Here is a 19,922-nt window from a genome sequence, read left to right as displayed (position 1 = left end):
GAATCTAGCCAGCCAGCTGCGAAATTTGACGCACCGCCTGCTCGAGGGCGAAGGCTGGATCTCCCCCCTGACCTTTAACTTCCGCATCCAATTCGGCTGCAATGATCACTGCTTGGCTGATATTGTCTCCCCGCCATCGCCGCGCTAGTTGCGCAGTCTTTTCCAGGACATAGGGGTGCATCCCTAGTTGACCGGCTAAGGAAGGGTGCGGTTGGGAGGAGTATAGGCGCGCAATTCCCGATACTTTCATGCTCAAAGCGGTGGCAAGTGCAGCTGGTTCCACCCCCAGCTGTAAGGCTCGTCGCATACTAGCCAGGGCCTTGAAGGTATCTCCCTGGCAAGCGAGATCGGCAACATCGAAACCGCTAACCTCAGCAACACCCTCATAGTACTGACGTACCTTTCCAGCCGTAACCTCGCCATCAGTATCTGCCACTAGCTGATCTACGGCACTGGAGAGGGCACGTAGATCTGAACCCACGCCTTCAAGGAGAACCTGGAGCACATCGGGGGTGACCTGGACCCCGAGGCGTCGAAATTCCTGGTTCAACCATTGGGTCCGCTGGTGCTGCTTGGGCGCTTCTATCTCATGGACCTCGGCAAGCTTTTTCAGGGGCGTCACCAGTGCTTTTTGCCGACCTCCACCCGAATGGCTAATGATGACATAAATACCGGGTCCGGGATCTCGCGCAAGCTCGACGATGAGTTGAGCGGGTTCCTTACCTGCCTCATCCATTCGGTCGATCACGACGATGCGATCCTCGCCAAATAGTGATGGACTTAGTAAGTCTAAAAGCTCCGCCTTGGTGATATCCCCGGCGCGGATATGGGTGATATCAATAGTCGTGCCCGTAGGAGCGTGCGACTTGATAGCGGCACTGATCTCTTTGATGGTGCGCTCGATGAGAAAGTCTTCGTCGCCAAGAATGAGGTGGACAGGTTTCATGGGCTCGATTCTAGCTGTGAGTAACCGTCAGGTGCGCGAAAGTACACCGGGATCCCGGTTTGGGTCACTGTTGGATAATCTGCTGACACGTCCTTATGAGAGCGCACGATAATAGCTTCTGTACCTGCTGGGATAGTATGTTGGTCTGTTAGTTCTTGCAGCGAATTCACTTCGTAGGTTCGTATAGAGCTCAGATCTGGCTCTGGTAGTTCATGCTGGGGCAGTGACAGTACTCCAAGTACCAGCGCAGCTAAGGCTAGCACCCACCACGTGCGGCTCTTCGAGATCGCATAGAGTGCCCACAAGGCAATGACAATTGCCCACTTCACTGGTGAGGCTACGGTGATCACGGCTCCATTGAGATGAGCGGCTATATGTGCGGTAGAGATAATCCAGCGGGCTACGGGGGCGAGCACCCACAGGATGAAATCTCCGATATGTGCAAGCGGGCTTACTAGCTCTCCGAGCCCCACGCAACCGGCGGCGATGAGGCCAAAAATCGTGACCACCGGAACAGCGGGAGCGCAGATAAGGTTGGCGAAGATGCTCACCACCGAGATATGGCCCGCCATGCCTGCCACAAGTGGCATGGTGCTCAGCTGCGCGGCCAGCGCTACGCTGAGAGATTTCCATATTATCGCAGGCCCTGGCATATGACGCAGATGCCAGTAGATCCACGGATTGATCACTATAATTCCAGCCGTGGCTCCCACCGAGAGGGCAAACCCCCAGTGAGTGGCAAAACCTGGGTGGTAAAGCAAGAGTATTCCACTACTGATAGCTAAGGCGTTCATGGGGGCGCGCACAGCGGCGGTCACTAGCGCAATCATGCCAACGGCTCCCATGAACCCAGCGCGTAATACCGAGGCCTCCATACCTACGACGAAAATATATGCCGCCATCACCAGCAGCGCCCCAAATGCGCGCATGCGCGGTGAACAGCGCGCAAAAAGCACGACTACTGCTGTGAGAATCATGGTGATATTGGCTCCACTGACAGCACTGAGATGGGCTAAACCGCTGAGGATAAAATCCTGCCGCAACTGGGGACTCTGACCCGAAATATCACCGAAGACCATGGCTGGAACTAGTGCACCGGCGTCACCGTCAATAATCTCCTCTGCGTGATGACGGAAGATTAGTCGCAGCTCATGGCGAAAAGACAGCACGGGATGCACCGGGGACGCTCGTACTGCTTCCAGCGCGTGGAAAATCAGTGCATCTAACCCCAGGCCCCTCCCATGGTCAGGATAGCCCTTCACCATTGCCAGTTCACCAGGAATAATATTCAAGGGCCGCGGGGAGAATACCGAGATCGATCCGGGGTAGCCGGGAGGGGAAAAATGCTGCACGGCGCCACTGCCACCGACGCGGGCTGAATCGAGGGCACGCATGAGGGTGGGAGAGGAAAAAGAAAAGCTCTCTGCTTGTTTGAGACGTAGCGTTGCTATAAAAAGCGCTATACTTCCGCTGCCGCTGGTAAGGATTGCTTGGCCACGATCAATACGGCTAAGAACGATCCCTAAGATGAATAGGATAAAAAGACCGACAACGATAATGAGAAGATAACTGTGATCGTGGTAGCGGGCCTCGAATACTGCAAACATAGCCGCCCAGATAGTCGCGGCGCTGGGGAGAAGGCGTACCTGGCTCTGGTTTTTCATAAAACGAGTTGATCTTTGACAGCCGCAAATTTACTCGGGCCAATGCCCTTGACATCCTGAAGTTGTTCGATAGTACTGAAAGCTCCGACGCGCTCGCGGTACGCAATGATGGCCTCTGCTGTTTTTGTCCCGATACCGGGAAGAGACTCTAATTCCTCTCGCCCCGCCGAGTTGAGAGCTACCCGCTTCGGAGTGCCGCCTGATACCGCGGGAGCATCAGCGATCGAGGCATCTGTGTCGGACTCCACGGTAATCTGCATACCATCGGTGAGTCGCTGGGCTAGATTAATACCTGCCAGAGAAATGGCATTCTCAAAGCCTGCGCGCTTAAGGGCATCCGCTATACGCGCATCAGGATCACTAAAGCGATACAACCCAGGGTGCTCCACGGCGCCGACGACAGCCACCACAATCTCCGTTCTCGGTGGCGCCACTGGTAAAGGGGTGGGGATCGCACCAGTCACACGGAGTACAGGTTGCGGAGCTGGAGATTCGTAGGCGAAAGCTCCCAGCCACACCGCAATGACCCCAATTAGCCCCACGCTCACCACCACCAGCGCAACTAGAGGGCTCACTGTCAGTCGTGGGGTGCAGTCGAGAGGATTATCAAAGGCCAGCTCTTCCTGCGCAGGGTGAGACCGGTAGAGCTCTTTGATGCGGCGTGAAGATATAGAGCCCGTCGGTCGATCGCGCCGCCGAATCGTATCCACAACGGCGGCGGCGAACCTGCCTTCAGACCTAGTAGTGTCCTCCATACCTTCAAGCAAAGAGTAGATCAGCCTGGACCGCGACTTAACTCATTGGGGCTTGAAGGATTGTGTGGATAAATTCTCTGCTCTCTGCTCTCTGCTGCGTGCGAATAGGATTCAATAAAATTTAGGGCGCCGTTTATTGCCAGTGATCTAAACGAGTAGGCCACCGCGACATATCGACCTCGTCTGCCGGATTTTCCCTGACCAGATTAGGGCCTATTTCGTATTCCATATGGTAGTCCGTGATCCGCACTGAATCTCCACGAGTATCGAAGAATAGATTGCCAACCTTCGTAATCGCTTCATCCTTCATATCAGTAAAAGAGTCAGCATTGCCGAGATTTAAGTAGTCGGTATAGATACCGGTGGGGTACGAGAATGACATACTCACCGAGTAGTACCCTTTCTCGCCGGGAGATATTAGCGGGGCGGGCACACGGCGGGTATCGACTGGTGGGAAGATGGGTTCTGGGGCTAGGCAGTCAACCTGATCGGTGAAGTTATAATCGAAAGAGCTCAAAAGTGTGCACCGCATGGTGATCTCGCCGATAGGTATATTGACGTAGTAACCAGCCCAATCTTCCTCGTAATCATAGAGCTTGTGGGAGATATTGCCGAGACGGGTATAGCTGAAGCTATCCCCGGGTGGCGGTGAGCGATGGAAATCAGTGCGCATCATATTCGAGGTATTGCCAGTAGGCTCGTGCCTGCCTTTTTCCACCACGTCCTGTGGGCTCAGCGTGTAGTTTATTGTATAATCAAAGGTTTCACCGTTGTACATAATCTTGCTCTGGTAATCAACCGTGGCGGTAGCACCATCAAGGGAGATATCTTTTACCTCATTGATAAAAGGCATATCTTGTCCGGGGATGAAGTGCTCACCAGCAAAGAAGAGCACCGCCTTTTTGGGAGGAAGTTGCGAACCAACAAACTCAGGTGGTCGACCTTCTATAACGATATAAGAGTAATCTGCGCATGGATCGAAGTGGTTATCAATAACGTCTGTCTCCAACCAATAGTTATTGTCTTTCCCTGCGGTCTCGGTATTTATTTTCTGTGGTGATCCCCACAGCCCAAATTCAGTTTCGAGAAGATCTAGCTGTGGATTCTCGCACGCTGGTTGCGGGCTGGAGGTAGTTTCAAGGTCAGCTACCGCCTGGGTTTGAGGGGTATCAGATGGTGTAGAACATGAGCTTAGTACGAGGCCGACAAGCACAACGAGGCTTGGGTAGAAGGATCGACGGGAGGGAAGAGACATAACAACCTTTGGTAGAGAAAATGGATGTATTCGCGATCCCTAATTTAATTCATAATTGGAACTTTTCTCCTCGATAAGCCCGTAATGGGGGTAATCCCCATCGGATTAGATTGATGAGGGTCGATCCCCGCTGAAGAATAACTTCCGTCCCTATACCCAATTAGCCGCGTTGCTACCTCTGATCCCCCACAGTATCGAACCGGATCGAAGCTACCATCCCAGTGCCTAAACGAAGAGCTCTCCCGATCACTGCTGGTTTCTGGATGGGACTCCTCACCCACCTGTGCTGGAACTCTGTTGCAAGAACGTCTGTCAGAGCGTCTGGAGGGCTATGCCTAAAACGCTCTGTTTAGAAAAAGTGCGCGGTCAGCTGTGAGTAATTTGCGGGCGCACAGCGATATTTTTACGGAGAAGCGTATCTACGCTAGGTGCCACCCTTTGGCTTTCGCTCGGCTATCCCAGAAATCACGGTAGGTCCCAGTGCGAGCGTATAACTGCTCATGGGTTCCGATATCCTCGATCTCGCCTTGAGCGTTGAGCGTCACAATCTGATCCGCACCCATAATGGTGTCTAATTTATGCGCGATAACTACGACAGTGGAGGTTTCGCGCAATGTGGCAAATGCCGCCACGATATTTGCCTCATTTTCGGGATCGAGGGCGCTGGTAGCTTCGTCGAAAAGCACGATGGGCGCATTTTTTAGCAGCGCGCGAGCTATGGCCACGCGCTGCCTTTCGCCCCCACTTAAAGACTTACCTCCCTCGCCGACCGGGCTCTCCCATCCGTTGGGAAGGCGTCGCACAATTTCGGTCACACCGGCTAATGCGGCAGCCTCTTTGACCTCATCATCGGTAGCGGTGGGCCGGCCGATCCTGATATTGGCGATCAGAGTGTCATCAAAAAGATAGACTTCTTGAAAGACCATCGATAGCTGCGACATTAGGGTGCGTGTCTTTAACTCCTTGACATTCGCACCGCCAACTTTGACCGCTCCGGAATCTACTTCATAGAACCTCGATATCAGCCGTGCCACTGTCGTTTTGCCACTTCCGGAAGGCCCCACTAGGGCTACCATCGACCGAGGTGGAACTAGGAAACTAACATTCTTGATCACGGGAGTATTTTCTAGATAGGAGAAGGGCACGTGCTCAAATTCCACACTGCCCGGCGTAGGTTGCGCTGCATCCTCACGAGGTTCTGGCAGCGCTTCAGCGGTGAGCACCTCGTGGAATGCTTCGGCGCTACTACGCCTGGATTCCAGACCGAAAGAACTTTCCGCAAGGATCAGCAACAACTGGGAAAAGCGCAGTGTTACCCCCATAAAAGCAATGGTTTCTATAGGGCTAAGGGAACCGTCCAAACTGAGTTGTGCAATGAGCGTCATAAGGGCCACCACCACAACTTGAGTCAAACTTCCAGTTAAGGCATTAGCGAGAAACTCCCACCACAGCAAGCGGGACTTCCGTTGCCGCCACTGAGTAGTTGCCGCCGTTAAGGGGGCAAAATCTTGACTCCTACCGCATGCGCGTAGGGCCGGCTGGCAGTGGGTAAATTCTACGACGCGGTCACTGATCTCTTTTTCTAAAGGTTCAGCCTGAGCGTGAGCGTAGTGACCAATTGCCGAGGAGAGATAGACGAAGACGAGAAATATCAACATAGAGACAGCTAGCAAGATTCCGAGGGTGATATTCCATGCCAGCATGCACACCAAGATGACAACAATGGCTGCCATTTTCCCAGCAATAGGACCCATGAGGTGAGCGAAGATCTCAGAGGTAAGCATGAGCTCGCCCGAGACCAGGCGGGACAGCCGACCTGCTATTGGCTGCTGAAACCATCCGAGCGGCAGTCGTGCTACCTGATGACCAATTGACCGGTGGATATTCTGAACAATATCGAGGGCCGCTGCGTAGCTAAGACGGGTATCGATATATCCCAAGACAGCCGCTATGATCGCTGAGAGTATGAATACTACTAGCCAGCCATAGGCACTAAGCCCCCAGGCGGGAGTATCTGTTGATAAAGCGTAAATAGCAGGAATAATAAGAAATAGCGACAACCCTTCGAGGACTCCCATCGCAATGCTAGATATGATCGCGCGGTAGAGACACCGAGGATCAGTGAGAAAAACGCTACTCAGCGAAAAAAAAGAGAAAATGAGAGGTTTCATAACGTCTTAATGTCCTTTCCGCTGAGATTCCAGCGACCTGAGGTGGGCGGATTGAGATGTGGTCAGTAACTGCTGATACAGCGGATGACCTTGGAGGTCCTTTGCACTTCCCGCTGCTGCGACATGGCCGTGTTCTAGGACTATGATCTGATCAGCACCCACAATTGATTCCAGACGATGCGCAATAACGAGCACCGTTTTACCCTTAACTAAGGTGGTCAGCGCTTGCTGAATATCTGCTTCCGATTCGGGGTCAGCAAATGCCGTGGCCTCATCCAGGATGAGGATCGGGGCATCCACTAAAAGTGCTCGCGCGATGGCAATTCGTTGAGCCTGGCCCCCGGAGAAATGAGTGTCCGTTCCGACGATAGTGTCAAAACCCTTCGGGAGAGCCTCAATGGTGTCAAGAATATGCGCCTTGTGTGCTGCATCGCGGATTTCCTCCATTGTGGCCTCGAGCCTGCCGAGGGCGATATTATCGCGCACGGAGATTCTCAAGAGTTGCGGATCTTGTAGCACGAAGGAGACCGTGTCATAGAGCATCCGTGTGGATAGTTCGCGCACGTCGACACCGCCGATGGTGATCCTCCCTGAGTCAGGATCATTAAATCGAGCAACCAAGGTGGCTAGAGTAGTCTTACCAGAACCACTGGCACCGATGAGTGCCGTTACCGTGTCCTCGCGAAGAGTCATGGTCACGTGATTGGCCGCTATATGCTCACCGTAGGAGAAGGATACGTCTTCAAAGCGGATCTCGTTTCCTCGTGGTTGTAGCTTAGTATTGGGGACCGAAAGAATAGGAGTGTCGAGAGTTATCAGCAGACGACGGGCAGCAGCGCCTGCTAATTGATAGGCCCACATCATATTGCTCAATACGGTGATGGCACTGGGAATCATCAGAGCGATGAGGGTGGTCGCCAGTACATCTGGTGGAGTCACCCAGCCTGCTCGAATCATGAGGATGCCACCACCCAGATTGATTGCCATCAGAATGGGGATAGATATCGAGGCGGCCGCCATGGCAGAACCTTTGAGCATAGGCGTAACCCACGCTAGATAAAACGTAGAGAAATCATCGGCAGCATCTTGATAGCGTTTATGGGATTGTCCCACCGCCCCAAAGGCCTTAACCACCGAGATTCCCGTAAAGAATTCCACCATAGTGGCAGATACGCGACCTAGGTGAGCGTCCATCTCAACGGTTTTTTCGCCCATGCCGCTGAGCATCCAAATATTAGCTGCGATATAAAAAGGAAAGCTCGCAACCGTGAGCAGCCCTAGCCTCCAATCGATTAAAAAGGCCAGCATTAAAAGGGCGACAGGAGTAATAATGGCTTGGGTGACGTCTACCGGTTGGTGTGCTACCAAGGCGTGGATCTGCCCGATATCTTCCTGCAATGCTTTGCGAACTTTGCCGGCATTAGTTTTTGAAAACCATCCCAAAGGAGCGCTGGAGATTCGATCAAGAATACGCTGACGAATAATCGCGGCTAATCTAATATCGGCGAAGTGGGTAATGGCCAAGGCTATGGCGTTAATAAATAATCGTCCGCAGAACATTCCCACGAGGAGATACACACTCGCCCATACAGATTGCTCGTCAACCGGCAGATCCTGACTATAGGCGCTGTAGAGGGTATCGCCCACCTGGATCAATGCGATATAGGGGCCGATGGCCAGGAAGCCCGCAATAATTGCTAAGAATCGACCGATTCCTAGACGTAGAGCTATGGGCCGAAGTAATTCTTTCAGGGCTGATTTTCCTTCTTCTCGCTCTCGCTTTAGTTTTTCACGCTCTGGTGCGCTGATGGTGGATGTCGACGCCATAATTATTCCCTTCCGGCGAGGAGTCTAAGGGGGTAGCAATATCTAGAAAGAGGTTGACGACAATGTCCACTACCTGGCTTTCTTAGGCTTACCTAATTGAGCTTGTGAGTAAGTTTCAGTAAACTCGCTACTCCCCCATAAAGCAAGGATTAGTGGTACACCACTCTCTTCGCTCCCCCGTCTCAAGTGTGGAAGAGACTGAGGCGGGCACCTTAAATTCGGTCATACGTTGCGAGTTATCTCAACCAGCTCCCATAAGATGAAGATTTCCTTCTATACCTGAGAGAATGGTTATCTTCCTATCTAGGCAGTTCGGGTATCGAGTCACCCAAGGCTGGTGGGCTGGGATCCCTGTCAGCGCACTCGAGGCCCGAGGAAGGGTCTAGCGGCGTTCAGGAATTCCTCTGGCACTATAACGTCGGACTTCCAGGTAGGAAACACTTGGGCGGGGCAGCTGGTATGGCACCGGGCGACATCCGCCCCCGCCGAAGGTTCGAATCATGATGGGAGGGACCAAAAGACGGCGAAATATGGCTACTACCTGCGCAGCGCCACCTCGCTACCACGCATATACAGATGACAAAAGCGCGCCGCAGTCAGCGCTCAGCCTCGTTCAGCATAGGTGAGCTGCCTACAACTTCTCTAGGGCCACTCTCATTGTGCCCACACGTGTCTTCGAAGCTAGAGGTGAGCTCGCACTTTTTCCTCTAGGAACCGCTGGCGAGCGATTGAACCCATACTTAGATCGCAGCAGGTCTGCCTTCATATCGATTGTGTTGTAATAGCAATGAGACCTTCCCTTGCCACGGTTGCGCCTGATAGAGCCTGATAGTGACCGGTAGAGCCTGGTAGAACCTGGTAGAACCTGGTAGAACCTAGTAGAACCTGGTAGAACCTAGCACAGCAGTTTAAAAACCTTCCAAAACTGACTAGTTATCGTCTGGCGCTTGAGAGAAAACCGTGGATACTCCCACGGCACCGACCCCGCAATGGACGGCTAGTATTGGATCCATATCAGTGATCATGATGGCCGAACCCTTGGGGAGATTGTCCCTTAGTTGCTTTTCCAACAAGCGCGCCGCATCCTTAGCCTCATGCTGCTGTATAGCTATAAAGACTGGTAAATTCGCTGCGCGTTGGACTATCAGCTCGGTAAGCTTTGTCAAAGCTTTAGCTTGGGTTCGAGTCTTCGCTGCTAACTCAATCCGACCCGAACGTACCTGCAGAATGGGTTTGATTGCCAAGGTGGTTGATAGCATTGCGGTAGCGGCACTAATGCGCCCGGATTTCCACATCTGCTCGATGCGCGGCAGAAATAACCAGGTAGCTGAACGTGCTAGAGTATCTTCCGCCAATTCGATACATTCGGGAAGGGGCGCGCCATCTTGTGCGATCCGCGCCGCCGCCATCGCAGCCGCCCCGACCGACATGCCAATACTTTGAGTATCTACCACGGCAACATTCTGGTTAAAAATAGAAGCTGCGGTTACTGCAGCTGACCATGTTGAGGAGAGTTCTTTCGATAGGTGCAGGGCAAGAACCCCCTCATCGCCTCCGCGCTCAAGTTGGCGCGCATACTGAGCTGTTAGCTCCAAAGCACTAAGGCCCGACGTGGATTGGTCGTGGTCGCTATTGACAATATGGAGGTCAATGACAGTGATATCGAGTTCATCAACAACATGATGTGGGAGTCCCGCAGAAGAATCGGTCACGATACGAACTGGCATAGATTCCCTTTCTCCACAAAATTTATACCCAGCGGTTGCACCCAATAATGTGGGAACCCCTATGAGCCTAGCAATAGGGCGCTACCGAGGTGGTTAAACTCCTCCCAGAAGGCCAGCTTCTCCGTTTCCGGCGGCTCCCATCGATTCATACCCGAGAGAGACTCCCATATTCCACCCGTCGAGGTACCATCGAGCATTCTGGCAGTTATCTGGGGTGAAGATGAGATCTTCTGGCCGAATATCCTCGGCATCATCCTCCGAAATTTCTGAGCTATAACGAGGACGAGCCGTTAATTGAGCCCAACAGGTATTACCTAGACCTGAAAATAGTGGGTACTGATGACTTTCAAGCTCTAAAAGATGTGAGGTGAGAGCAGAAATGGTACCTCCGTGAGCCACCAATAAAACGGTGCCTTGATCCCAAAGAGCAAATTCGCGCATTAATTCATCAACAACCGGTCGTGCTCTACGTGCAACCTCAAGCCGTGACTCACCACCAGGAGGAGCCCAGGTTGGATCGTGACGCCAATAGGCACGTAATCCGGGGAACTGCCGATCCACCTCGGCATGAGAACGGGCCTGCCACTGACCCAGATTGGTCTCACGCAAACGATCATCTATGGTGACCTCAACACCGAGGCGCTCCCCGACTGCCCGAGCGGTTTCACTCGCCCGAGTAAGGTCAGAGGAAATAATTCGAGAAATTTTGACAGTTTCCAAGAATGCGGCGACCTGAGCAGCTTGCGCTCGGCCCCGAGTCGAGAGCTCAGTATCCAAGTGGCCTTGCATGCGACCAGAAGCGTTATACGATGTTTCACCGTGCCGGAGCAGAATTAATCGACGTGTCATATAAAATTCTCGCGATATAGAGAGTCAACCAGGGGTTAGGTTCTACAGCTCGAATTTACAATTCTTCCTCGTCGGGGTCGTTTTCAACCAAAGGAATCTCATCGAGGGACTGCACGGTCCGAAGGTCGATGTCATCATTCCATTCTGTTGGACGCTCCATCGTATCAATCCCATCTACCTCGATAAGTGGGCAATCACGATAGAGCCTATCGAGTCCATAGAAATCACGTTCGGTATTGCGTTGGACGTGAATAACAAAGGAACCGTAGTCGAGCAAAACCCAGCGATTCTCCCGATTTCCTTCACGCCGCTTGGGTTCGTGGCCCTGGTTGGAAAGGACATCTTCGATCTCCTCGACGATCGCGCGCACTTGGCGTTCGTTATCTGCAGAAGCAAGAAGAAAAATCTCGGTAATTGCCATGACATCGCTGACGTCGATGACGGCGATATTTGTTGCAAGTTTTTCGTTAGCGGCCACCGCAGCGGTAGCTGCGAGTGCGGTAGTATCGTGGGTCGCGGTCACTATAATCCTTTTGTTCCTTTTCAGTGGTGTAGAGCTTCACAAGTATTCTGTCATGAATCAGCCGATGAAGAGAAAAATTCCTCGATCATTTGAGTTCTGAGGTAGCACGGTAGAGGCCATGCTTGTGGATATATTGCACCACCCCATCGGGTACGAGGTACCACAGGGGTTTGGAGGTTTGCGTTCGTTGTCGACAATCCGTTGATGAGATAGCCATTGCAGGAATTTCCACCAACTCCACTCTTTTGCGGTAACGCGGAGGGAGGATATCATCGTCGAGCAGATAGCCAGGTCGGGTTACGCCTACGAAAGTGGCGAGATGGAAGATCATTTCCCATTCCCGCCAACTGAGGATCTTAGCCAGCGCATCGGTTCCCGTAATGAAATAGAATTCAGCGTTAGGATAGAGAGAGCGCAAATCCTTGAGGGTGTCGATGGTGTAGGTCGGTCCGGATCGGTCAATATCAACCCGACTCACCTCGAATCGAGGATTCGAAGCTGTAGCGATCACCGTCATCAGATAGCGATCTTCGCCTGGTGAAACCACTCGATCTGTTTTTTGCCACGGGCATCCGGTCGGAACAAAGATGACGCGATCGAGATGAAAGCGCGCCGCAACTTCACTCGCTGCCACTAAATGTCCGTGGTGGATGGGGTCAAAAGTTCCCCCCATAATGCCGATTTTCTCAGGCTGGTGTTGGTAGCTCTTCATGATCTTCCACTACGGCCTAATATGTCCGTTGCCCTCAAGGATCCATTTGGTGCTGGTCAGTTCCGGCAAGGCCATGGGACCTCTGGCGTGCAGTTTTTGAGTGGAAATGCCGATTTCTGCACCCATCCCGTATTGTTCGCCGTCGGTAAAAGCGGTCGAAGCATTAACCATAACCGCGGCCGAATCAACCTCGTCAACAAAGCGCTGAGCTGTGATGATATTGGTGGTAGCGATTGCCTCGGTATGTCCAGTGGAATACTGCCGTATATGGGCAATGGCACCATTGACACCAGCAACCATTTTCACTGCGATATCCATCGACAGGTATTCCTCTTCCCAATCCTGCTGGGTCGCCGGAATGATCTCGCTCAGTCCAAGAGGAAGAAATTCCTCAGTATCACCGTGTACCGTTACCCCCGCCTCAATAAGGGCTGAAAGAATGCGGTGAGTGGAGGTGGCGTTAAGGGCTTTATCGATAAGGACTGTTTCGGTGGCATTACACACACTCGTGCGGCGGGTCTTTCCATTGATCAAAATCGCGATTGCCTGATCGAGATCACACTCGGAATCTATATACAAATGACAGTTGCCGGTTCCTGTCTCGATGGTAGGAACTGTAGCTTGGTGGACAACGGCGTTAATCAGCCCTGCACCCCCGCGGGGAATAACAACGTCCACGAGGCCTCGAGCGGTAACAAGCGCTGTGACACTGTCATGGGTATCACAAGGTAGTAACTGCACGATCTCTGCCGGTAGGCCCTGTTCGCGGGCGGCATCCTGCAGAATGTTCACGAGTGCCTGATTGGAGAATGCCGCGGAGCGCGAACCGCGCAACAGCGCCACATTGCCAGATTTGAGCGCCAATCCAAAGGCGTCAACGGTCACATTTGGACGCGCCTCGTATACCATTCCCATAACGCCAAGTGGGACTCGCACTTGGCGCATTTTCATTCCATTCTCCATCACGCGACCCGCAACGATATCCCCGACGGGGTCTCTTAGTCGGGCCACTTGGCGCAGCCCCTCGGCCATGCCTTTTATGCGGTTTCGATCAAGAGCGAGTCGATCAATTAAGTTATCAGACATCCCACGCTCGCGACCGGCGGTGATATCGCGAGCATTAGCTTGCAGAATATCCTCGGCATGATCCTCGAGTGCCTGAGCTGCTTGGTTAAGGAGGTGATTCTTGCGCGCCGTCGAGAGGCGAGCAACGGTAGGGGCCAAAGACCGGGCGACTCGTGCACGAGCAACAACCTGCTCGGTTTCGGGGTGATCGGAATTCATAAATACCGATGGTAGTAGATCTCCGCCGAGAACGGTTGATCCTCAAAGCCCCTAGCGAATCGATAGGCGCTGAGGATGATATATTCCAGCCGACTACTCTTGGGCCATCATAGCGCCGTCGAGCGAGAGGTGATTGGCGTGGACCACCGGCCGTCGTTCTTCCAGCTGACAGGTTTGCAATCCCATAATCGACTCAATGACGCTCGATTCATAGGCCACCTCGCCGCGCCCTACGAGCTGTCCCTGGGGGCCTAAGATATCAACAATCTCACCGGCGTGAAAAATACCTTCCACCTGGGTAATACCTACAGGCAGCAGGGAGCTTTTACCCGTTGACAATGCTGCAACTGCCCCCGCATCAATGTGGATTGTTCCACCCGAATCAGCCGCGTAGAGCGCCCACGATTTCCAAGCCGAGAGAGTATGCGTCTGCGGATGGAAAACGGTTCCCACACCCGCGTCATCGAGCGCATCACCGATATAAGCTGCCGAAGTGAGAAGCACCGGGACCCCACCTCTGGTGGCTATGCGACTCGCCTGTACCTTAGAAGCCATGCCACCAGTACCCACGGCACCGCCAGCACCTGCGATCACACCATTCAGGTCGCGTTCATCACGCACCGCGTCAATAAAGCGGGCTCCGTTTTCGCTTGGATTCTTATCATAGAGGCCATCAACATCCGAGAGGAGGAAGAGGGCGTCGGCAAGACTAAGGTGCGCAACGAGGGCGGCGAGTCGGTCGTTATCGCCGAAGCGCATTTCTGTGGTGGCCACCGTATCGTTCTCATTGACAATGGGAACGACTCCAAGTCGCAATAGCTTCTCTATGGTCTGCTGGGCATTACGAGCGCGATCACGGCTTCCCGCATCAGAAGCGGTGAGTAAGACCTGCCCGATTGTCTGCCCAAAGCGAGCAAATGACGCGCCCCAGGTATGCATGAGGTGGACTTGGCCGACTGCAGCGACTGCCTGTTTGGTGGCTAAATCTGTGGGTCGGGTATCTAATCCCAGCGGTCCCATACCCGCGGCAACTGCACCAGAGGAAACAACAATAATTTCGGTACCCCGTGCAAAGCGCTGCTGCATGGCGTTTACCAGGGCATCAATGCGCAAGGGATCAACTCGGTGGTGGGGCCCTGTGAGTGATGAGGAACCGATCTTTACCACAATGCGTTTAGCTCGGGCGATGCGCTTGCGAATCGCTTCGGATGTATCAGCCATCTCCACGCGCTACCCCTGCCACCGGTCACGATCAGCTTCTTGACCGTCGCCGTAGTCGAATTCATCAATCAAACCACGACGCACCTGGGAGGCGCGTTTACGTTCAGCTGCCGATTTACGCTCATTACGATCGAGCCGAATATCCGTTCCGCGCCCGGTAAGAGTTGGGTCCACACCGGCTGCGGTCATGGGTTCCCACTCGAAGGAGACGGGACCGATAGACACTGTGGCTCCGGCTTTAGCCCCAGCCTCATAGAGAGCATCTTCCACGCCCATACGGTTCAGTCGATCCGCAAGGTAGCCCACAGCTTCATCGTTTTCAAAGTCAGTCTGAACAATCCAACGCTCAGGTTTTTCACCGGTCACAATAAAACCGCCCTCGATGTCGGGGTCCTCGTGAACGTGGAATTCCTTCACTTTACCGCGGCCTCGACCCTTTGATTCGAGCGGCTGGGGACGAACAACTACTCGTTGCTCAACGTCTCGCGGACGCTCTCGGCGCGCCTGCTGGACGATCTCGAGAAGTTTGAACTTAAGAGGCTCGAGTCCCTTGCGGGCAACGGCTGAGATAATAAAAACGGGCCACCCGAACTGCTTCTCGAGGTCTTCGCGAACAAATTCAGCGAGCTCTTCGGCCTCGGGGATATCAGCCTTATTCAAGATAATGATACGCGGGCGATCGCGAAGATCACCCAGCGATATATCCTCATCAAGCGCCGACTGGTAGGCGGCTAATTCAGCTTCAAGTGCCTCGATATCGGATGCGGGATCGCGACCGGCCTCAAGAGTTGCCGTATCAACAACGTGAGCGAGGACTGCTGTGCGCTCAATATGTCGGAGGAAGTCCAGGCCGAGGCCCTTGCCAGCCGACGCGCCGGGAATCAGCCCTGGAACGTCTGCGATGGTAATGGTTTCATCGCCTACCTCAACAACACCGAGGTTGGGAGCTAGTGTTGTAAAAGGATAATCGCCAATCTTCGGTTTGGCGGCAGAAATCACGGAAATGAGCGAGGATTTACCTGCCGACGGAAAGCCAACTAAACCAACATCCGCCATGGATTTTAGCTCTAGTATGACGTCGTGCTGTTCGCCCGGCTCTCCCTTGAGGGCAAACCCTGGGGCCTTGCGTGCATGGGAGGCAAGCGCGGCATTACCTAAGCCACCGACCCCACCTTTGGCTGCGATGAATTGCATTCCCACCGCAGTCAGATCAGCAAGGGTCTCACCTTTATCATTGAGCACAACGGTACCCGCCGGTACTCCCAGAATAAGATCCTCTCCACGGGCACCATTGCGGTGATCACCGGCTCCGTTAGCGCCACGTTGGGCTTTAATATGGGGACGATAGTGGAGATCTAGGAGAGTGTGTACCTGAGCAGTGACTTCCAAAATGATATCGCCACCGTGGCCACCATTTCCGCCATCGGGTCCCCCGAGAGGCTTGAATTTTTCCCGATGAATGGAGGCGCAGCCATTGCCCCCATCACCAGCCGCGAGATGGAGAACCACCCGATCGACGAAACGAGCCATCAGTGCCGTACCCTTCCTTAAAAAAGCGAGAGGGCGTATTCAACGGCGCCCTCGATCTCCTCGATTCTAGCAAATCTCACCGCTTTAGCCCTAAGAAAAAAGTGGGTAAGGAAGAGGGAGGTTCTCTTCCTTACCCACCGCTATTTCCCTATAGTCAAGCTCTCATAGAACTGTGAGCACATGAGGGCGGCGCTTGGCCATCTTGTCTGTTAGGCAAATGGGAGGAGGTGACTAAAAATGAGCAGCCCGAGGGATCCCGCGAGGATTGTAGAGAACATCGAAATTAACACCCAAATCCAGCTATCTTTCGTTACTGTAGGTGTACTGCTCGAGGGCTCTGAATCTTCAGGATCCTCATTTGGTTGGTCACTGATAACTTCCAGAGTGGTGGCCTTTGTTAACATCGTTGCTGTCGCTGTCACAGTTAGGGTGCCGATTTCGGCGGTGTCCACGGTGAAACGATAGATGCCTTGGTCGTCGGTACGACCCGCAATGGTCGTGTCGCCATAGTTGATTTCTACGCGCTCGCCCACCGCTGGCCCTTGAGAGTCGCGAACGGTGACGGCGAACTCCGCTGTGGAACCGACCTCTATACGTGCTGGCCCAGAGATATCTAAGCTCTCGAGGGCTGGGAGCACGGATACTGATGGCAGCTCCATGGACGTGGTCGGATGGCACCGGACAACACCAGCTACCGGATACGTGGAATCGAAAAAGAAGCCAGGTGCGAGAAAAGCTCCGACATCCGCAAAGCTGATCAATGTATCTTCAGGGGCAAAACCAGGCCCCTGGGGGAATGCAAAGGCAATTTTTCCTTCTTGATTAGCGGTAACAGGAAGAGATACTGAAGGGAATCGAAGCACGAGATCGTCTCCCTCAGTCATTGACGTGATCCCACCCGTGCTATTGCTCGAAATGGCCGCGAGATCGCTGGTATCTACGTCATCGGTTGTTTCGAGAGCCATGGTCACTGCGTTGTTATTCACAGTAATCTCACCGGGAAGGTCTCCCTTTTTCACTGGGTCCCCGACCTCTGCATTGCGAGGGAGTTGCACGGCGAACCGCCCGCGATTCCAGGCGCTTGATGTGAGCTTCTCACGAGCCTTGGATCCACTAGTTTCAGCGGGAGCTTTCAGGGTCGGATTGAGCAGCTGGTAGTCAAACTGGGATCCGAGGCGTACAGCTTCTGGGTGCTGAATATTTGCAGTAAACGCAAAGTTGCGCTCGATTTTGACCCCTGCTCCGCTACCATGAGTACCGTCGAGCCCTCGGGTGACATATCTCTGGCCACTAGCATCGCCACTGCTGTAGGTCGTTGAGCACTCAAGGGTGCCAGAGATCTCTGAAAGCACCGAGCCAGAGGCCTCACCTACCTGGTACTCGATCGTTTTCTCGTGGCGGGTGCCGATGGAGGCGGAGATTGTGACGGTTCCGGGAGCTTCCGGGGTGAAGCTGCGCGAATACCGACCCGTATTATCGGTCAGCCCTGTGTCTTCAACTCCGTCGATCACTGTTGTTATGAGTTCATTGGCCACGCCATTACCCGACGCATCCTTTGCAGAAAAGACCACTTCGGAGGTTTCTTTTGCAAAGCCCTGCGCCGGTGTTGGGGTGATTTCTAAAGACTCGACATTTTTCCCAACTTCCGCTGGATCGAGCACCTTTACTGTGGGCAACGCATTATTAGTGTCAATATTGCAGCGCATGAGGCCGACAAAATCATTCGATCCCAGGAAGGGGTGGGAGAGATTAGCCTCCATGAGGAAGGTAAAAAATGGTCCATCCCCAGGGTATGGGTGCTTATCCTGTGCGGGACGCGGGAATTTAAAGTCGATATCCCCGAGTTCAGTGGCAGTCACTTCGTAGCTGACCTCTGGAACGTTAAAACCAATTTGGTTGCCGTTTTCAGAACCGAGCCAGCCTGCGCGCTGAACGGCTTTCTTCAGAGCTTGCTGGTCCCCAGCTTGCAGCGAGTCAGAGTGAACACCCTTGTCGATCCGAATACTCTGGTTGCTTTCATGCTTTTCTAACCCAGCATCACCCCCACTGAGTGATACATTGACTACGTTGGCATTCTGAGGCTTGAGAATCTCCAGCCTGCCTTGTTCCATGGCCCTGATGGAGATGGTGGCGCCGCTTTGCTGTGATTTCATTTTAGCGCCGACAAATCCTGGTTTGACTGTGTAGGAGAACGTGTCTCCCTTGAGCACAGCCTCGGGGGCCTCAACACTGAGTGAGAACGAGTATCCCGATGAAATCGCGTGCGCGGAACTTTGGGCAATTCCTGGCAACCCAACCGTATTCAAATCACACTTAAAGGGAACCGCCACCGTTTGGGTTTTAGCCCCTGCCGCCGGTGCCAGCGGCACTGACAAGGCACTCAGGGCAAGGGTTGGCGCTGCAACTGCAGACACCAGTTTTATTAAATTCTTCACTGCAAATCCTCTCAGCCACATCGCGCGAGTGGCCTAATTGAATAAAGTTGTTATCGATTCTGTTCTCCCCTTCTTAAAGAGGGGAGATAAAAACTACTCTGAGAAAGTAGCCGCACGACCATGGGGGATTTTGTGCGGCTACACGCAGTTAGTGGTTAGCAAGCCGAGGCGAGATCGTCGCTGGTTTTGCGATGCCTTTTTGCGGCGATGGAGGGGTTGTTGGAGGAAGTAACATGAGTTTCACATGGTTGATAGCCATTGCGATCAGTCCCACAATCGCGAGACCTGAGATGATCCCCACAATGATTTCCCATGCTTGTGGTGGCGCTAGCTCGGAACTGCTCGGAGCTTCAGCATCCTGTGGAGCAACCGTGATGACCTCCGAACGCAGATCACCGATGGTGGCAAGAACTGCCTGAGGTTGCTCGGTCTTCGTCACTGCAACGGTAACGATGCCATCATTATTGGTGTGTCCCGTGAAGCTGAGCCCACCAACAGTAATGGTAACTGCCTGATTTGCGAGGGGTTGATTTTGGGCGTCGGTGACGGTGAAGGTCACGATCGCCGGATCAGCGGCCGCGTCCTGTTTTCCTGTTACCGATGCGGGGATACGTGCAGGCAGTGCGGCAACAACCATGGGAGCCGACTCAATCGAACCGACCCGAGCTACCACCACAACATCATCGTGACCACGCGGCACAGTAACACTCACTACGCCATCAGCACTCGTCGTCTCCACAGACTCCACAGAACCAACAGTCACAACAACCTCTTGATCCGCAAGCGGCGCACCATCTTTATCCGCCACCACAAAAGTCACAACCGACGAATCCGCAGACTCCACCTGAGACCCCACAACACTCGCAGGAACAACAGGCACAGCACTCACAACAACAGGAGCCGACTCAATCGAACCGACCCGAGCTACCACCACAACATCATCGTGACCACGCGGCACAGTAACACTCACTACGCCATCAGCACTCGTCGTCTCCACAGACTCCACAGAACCAACAGTCACAA

15 protein-coding genes are annotated in these 19,922 nt (G+C 53.4%); all 15 read right to left on the bottom strand.

Going from position 1 to position 19,922, the window contains the following annotated elements; translation table 11 throughout:
* Positions 1-4 precede the first annotated feature (4 nt).
* Positions 5-946, bottom strand: coding sequence for a DNA polymerase III subunit delta (holA, locus tag NXT00_RS07835; RefSeq protein WP_259158657.1), 942 nt, complete (start codon positions 944-946; stop codon positions 5-7).
* Positions 943-2,610, bottom strand: a complete 1,668-nt coding sequence (locus NXT00_RS07830) for a ComEC/Rec2 family competence protein (protein WP_259158656.1) — start codon at positions 2,608-2,610, stop codon at positions 943-945. Before NXT00_RS07830 ends, holA begins: the two co-directional genes overlap by 4 nt.
* Positions 2,607-3,365 (bottom strand): ComEA family DNA-binding protein, encoded by a 759-nt coding sequence (locus NXT00_RS07825; RefSeq protein ID WP_259158655.1) that lies wholly within the window; start codon positions 3,363-3,365, stop codon positions 2,607-2,609. Before NXT00_RS07825 ends, NXT00_RS07830 begins: the two co-directional genes overlap by 4 nt.
* A gap of 133 nt (positions 3,366-3,498) precedes the next feature.
* Positions 3,499-4,620 carry a hypothetical protein gene (locus NXT00_RS07820; RefSeq protein ID WP_259158654.1) on the bottom strand — a complete coding sequence of 374 codons (1,122 nt, stop codon included), beginning with the start codon at positions 4,618-4,620 and terminating at the stop codon, positions 3,499-3,501.
* Between the two features lie 419 nt (positions 4,621-5,039).
* Positions 5,040-6,791 (bottom strand): ABC transporter ATP-binding protein, encoded by a 1,752-nt coding sequence (locus NXT00_RS07815; RefSeq protein ID WP_259158653.1) that lies wholly within the window; start codon positions 6,789-6,791, stop codon positions 5,040-5,042.
* A 6-nt stretch (positions 6,792-6,797) separates the two neighbouring features.
* Complete coding sequence (locus NXT00_RS07810) at positions 6,798-8,618, bottom strand: ABC transporter ATP-binding protein (RefSeq protein ID WP_259158652.1); 1,821 nt, start codon at positions 8,616-8,618, stop codon at positions 6,798-6,800.
* Between the two features lie 929 nt (positions 8,619-9,547).
* Positions 9,548-10,345 (bottom strand): DegV family protein, encoded by a 798-nt coding sequence (locus NXT00_RS07805; RefSeq protein WP_259079712.1) that lies wholly within the window; start codon positions 10,343-10,345, stop codon positions 9,548-9,550.
* 93 nt (positions 10,346-10,438) lie between these two features.
* Positions 10,439-11,194: a histidine phosphatase family protein gene (locus tag NXT00_RS07800; RefSeq protein WP_259158651.1), complete on the bottom strand. Its 756-nt coding sequence runs from the start codon at positions 11,192-11,194 to the stop codon at positions 10,439-10,441.
* A gap of 55 nt (positions 11,195-11,249) precedes the next feature.
* Positions 11,250-11,717 (bottom strand): ribosome silencing factor, encoded by a 468-nt coding sequence (gene rsfS, locus NXT00_RS07795; RefSeq protein WP_259158650.1) that lies wholly within the window; start codon positions 11,715-11,717, stop codon positions 11,250-11,252.
* An 85-nt stretch (positions 11,718-11,802) separates the two neighbouring features.
* On the bottom strand, positions 11,803-12,429 hold the full coding sequence (gene nadD / locus NXT00_RS07790) for a nicotinate-nucleotide adenylyltransferase (RefSeq protein ID WP_259158649.1): 627 nt from the start codon (positions 12,427-12,429) through the stop codon (positions 11,803-11,805).
* A gap of 9 nt (positions 12,430-12,438) precedes the next feature.
* Positions 12,439-13,713 carry a glutamate-5-semialdehyde dehydrogenase gene (locus NXT00_RS07785; RefSeq protein ID WP_259158648.1) on the bottom strand — a complete coding sequence of 425 codons (1,275 nt, stop codon included), beginning with the start codon at positions 13,711-13,713 and terminating at the stop codon, positions 12,439-12,441.
* Between the two features lie 93 nt (positions 13,714-13,806).
* On the bottom strand, positions 13,807-14,934 hold the full coding sequence (gene proB / locus NXT00_RS07780) for a glutamate 5-kinase (RefSeq protein WP_259158647.1): 1,128 nt from the start codon (positions 14,932-14,934) through the stop codon (positions 13,807-13,809).
* 9 nt (positions 14,935-14,943) lie between these two features.
* The gene (obgE, locus tag NXT00_RS07775; protein WP_259158646.1) at positions 14,944-16,464 is read right to left on the bottom strand and encodes a GTPase ObgE; all 1,521 of its coding nucleotides are present in this window, start codon (positions 16,462-16,464) and stop codon (positions 14,944-14,946) included.
* Between the two features lie 209 nt (positions 16,465-16,673).
* Complete coding sequence (locus tag NXT00_RS07770) at positions 16,674-18,899, bottom strand: Ig-like domain-containing protein (protein WP_259158645.1); 2,226 nt, start codon at positions 18,897-18,899, stop codon at positions 16,674-16,676.
* Between the two features lie 148 nt (positions 18,900-19,047).
* Positions 19,048-19,922 (bottom strand): hypothetical protein (locus NXT00_RS07765; protein ID WP_396124962.1); only part of this gene is annotated, 875 nt, incomplete at its 5' end.

Source organism: Corynebacterium sp. ES2715-CONJ3 (genome assembly GCF_024814365.1).
Classification (GTDB): domain Bacteria; phylum Actinomycetota; class Actinomycetes; order Mycobacteriales; family Mycobacteriaceae; genus Corynebacterium.
The sequence above is the reverse complement of the archived record's forward strand: the minus strand, read 5'-3'. Positions and strand labels throughout refer to the sequence as shown.